The sequence below is a fragment of the Streptomyces sp. AMJ-169 genome (assembly GCF_055597585.1).
Window position 1 is genome coordinate 1 of the sequence record NZ_JBVLTJ010000038.1, and the last position, 2,881, is coordinate 2,881.

The window sequence follows — 2,881 nt, forward strand, 5'->3', positions numbered from 1 at the left end:
GGGGGCCTCGCTCGTTGCGCTTCGCCGACCGTCACCCGATCGGTAGCCAACTCGAAGAAGCTCACTGATGCGTGGGGTCGCCGGTTAGCCAAACCGGCGACCCCACGCTAAAGTGCATTCCGCTATCTATCCCGAGGTCGCGAATACCCGTGTAATTGCGATGCCAGTCCGTTCGGCAGGTCCAGGTGAGGCTCGGATCTTGGCAGCGAGTCGTTCTGGATTATTTTGCTGGGATACATCCCTTTACGTGCGCCGTCGTCCCGCGTGCTTCCTGGAACTGCCGAGACTGCTTCGGAGCGGTCGAATCGGCCGATACGTGGTTGTGTCTAGAGATCTTCAATGGCTGGGGTTACGGCGGTTGGAAGTCGAGTCCGGTCTTGGCGATGAGCCCTTCGATGAGATGAGGCCGGTACTGCATCCGTTTCAGCCAGGTCCTGACCGGCGTGGTGAGCTGGTCGAGGCTGTGTTTGGTGAGGTTGGCCAGCGATCTCTTCAGGTGTGACCACACGCCCTCGACCGGGTTGAACTCCGGAGCGTACGGCGGCGGCTGGTAGACGGTCAGCCATGACCGGGCGGCGATCAGCCGTCGCATCGTGCGGCTGACGTGCGTGTTCAAAATGTCCCAGACCAAGACAATGGGGCCGCCGAGCTGCTGGTGTGCGGCATCGAGCAGGCGGGCGTAGTCGGTCTCGGTGAAGCCCTTGCGCCGGCCTTTGGCGGGGCCGCGGTCCAGGTGGATGCGGTGGATGAGCCGTGGCCTGCGGCCGGCCTTCGTGCAGATCAGTGCCGCCATGGAGACCCGTTTGGTGCCCGCGGCGGTGACCTTCACGACCGGGGTGCGGCCCCGGCGGCCCCAGGTGCGGCCCTTGGGCGGCTCAGGCCCTGACCTGCCTCGTCCTCGAAGCAGAGCCAGGCGCCCAGGTCCGCCGCCCTCTTTTTATGACGGGCCACTGCCGGTCCTTCCAGGTGGCGATCTGCGCCTCGTTGCGCTCGCCGGCCTTCCGGGCCGGGACCTGCACGCTCCAGCCGATGCGGTGCAGCGGCAGATCCAGCCCGGCCAGGGTGTACTCGACGCCGGACCGGCGGCGCACGACCTCACCGATGCGGGCCAGCGTCCAGCACTGGCTACTCCATCCGCACGCGGCCGGACCGGCCTCCAATACCGCCTCCAGAGCATGCAGCTGACCTGCGCCGAGCTTGCAGCGAGCGCCACCGGGACCCTTGGAGACCAGCGCCTGCCGGCCGCCCGAAGCCAGAGCCCGGCGCCAGCGGTTCGCCGACATCCGGGTCACCCGGAACCGCCGGGCCACCTCCCGGTCACTGGCCCCCGCCTCAATCAAGTCAGCTGCCGCGAGCCGGACTTGCTCACGCCGATCGCGCTCTTCGGTCGTCAGCCCACCGCCATCGGGATACCTCACCCCTCCGGCATGGCGCAGCCGACGCCAACCGTCACGACCAGACGTAACCCGCACCGTTAAAGATCTCTAGCCGATAGGTGCGAAGTCTGGATCTGAATCCGGCCGCGTATCAAACTTCCCCTCGAAGTCGGTGTGTTCCCGATGACTCATCACGTGGAGTGCGTTGCGGTGCTTGAACCGGCCGCGAAGCGGTTCTGACCTGCGGTTTTGTCGGTGCGTATTATGCGCGATGTGGGCGTTACGGGCGATATCTTGACGCTGAAATGACGCTCGCGACGCTCATTCGACGCTCGTTCTGATAGATCGTCAGATGGTTGGTGGGCAGGTCAGGCCCTGGTTGTATATCGACGGGGCGATGGACAAACCGGCTCGCAAGAAGCGTGAGCTGGTTGTTTCCGCTACGGTCGGGATCCCGCCGAGCCCTCGCCGTAAGGCGGGTAGGCCCCTGAGGAGTCCGGGGCTGGAGACATGGGTCCGTCGAGATTACGCGTCGGCCGTGGCCTCGTTCCTCATACCTCCTCAAACCCGGAAAAACGCCCCCCTCGGGGGGCGTTTTTCCATCTTCATCGTGCACTATGGCAGGAGAAGCCTCGCGTGTGCTGCCGGACGGGTTCAGCGGGTGTCCCCGGTCTCCTGCCGCCCGGGCGCCGGTCAGGTCCGGGCGGTTCCCTCGCCAATCGGACCTGCGCAGATGCCGTTCCGGGTCCTTGAGGCCGGCTATCTCCCCGAGGCCGATGACGTAGGGGCGAAGGCGCTGCTGGAGGTCCTTGAGGTCCGTGCGGAACGCGGCGTTCTCCGGCCATGCCGACTCGTCCGCCTGCCTTTCGTGGGCGGCCTCCCATTCGCTGAGCCGGGGGTGCCACTTCGCGAGGAACGGGCCAGGTCGAAGTTCAGGATGTCCAGCACCAACGTGTGGACCGTCCCCCTTGGCCGGCGGAGGCGGCGCGGCCCCTGACTCCAGCGGCTCCCAGTACAGATCGAACAGGTTCTTGAGGGACGTCAGCGCCGCGCGGAGGTTTCCGCTGTCGTCGTCCAGCGGGCGGGTGGCCACACGTGTCGAGGCCTGGAAGAACATCCGCTGCGCCGCCTGCCGCATGTCGGGGTTCGCGGTGAACGTCATCACGCTTCCGGGCAGCGTGAGCTGGACCTCCGTCAGCTGGGCCGAGCGGCGGTAGAGCTCCGCTCCCAGGACGAGCGCGATGCCCACGAGACCGCCGACCACGACGGACAGCAGCTGACCGCCGGTCTTGCTGATGGAGTACGCGGCGATCCCGACCACCGAGCCGACCAGCCCCGCGAGCGCCGCACGCGCCAAGGTCCGAGCGCCGCGCCCCCATGCCTGTACGCCATCACGTGGTGCCAATCTTAAATGTATAGACCTAATAGGCTGGAAACAGTGAGCTTCTTCAGCGTTGTCGCTCCAGTGCGAGGACGGCTTTGGCGATTGACGTCATGCGGTTTGG

Annotated in this window: 1 protein-coding gene and 1 pseudogene; both read right to left on the reverse strand. The window is 66.1% G+C overall.

Annotation, left to right across the window (positions count from 1 at the left end; translation table 11 throughout):
- Window positions 1-349 precede the first annotated feature (349 nt).
- A pseudogene (locus ACYUD3_RS38470) lies at window positions 350-1,418 on the reverse strand (IS630 family transposase).
- Window positions 1,419-1,656: 238 nt separating this feature from the next.
- A complete protein-coding gene (locus ACYUD3_RS38475) occupies window positions 1,657-2,781 on the reverse strand; it encodes a hypothetical protein (protein WP_470981157.1) in 1,125 nt (374 codons plus the stop codon).
- Between the last annotated feature and the right edge of the window lie 100 nt (window positions 2,782-2,881).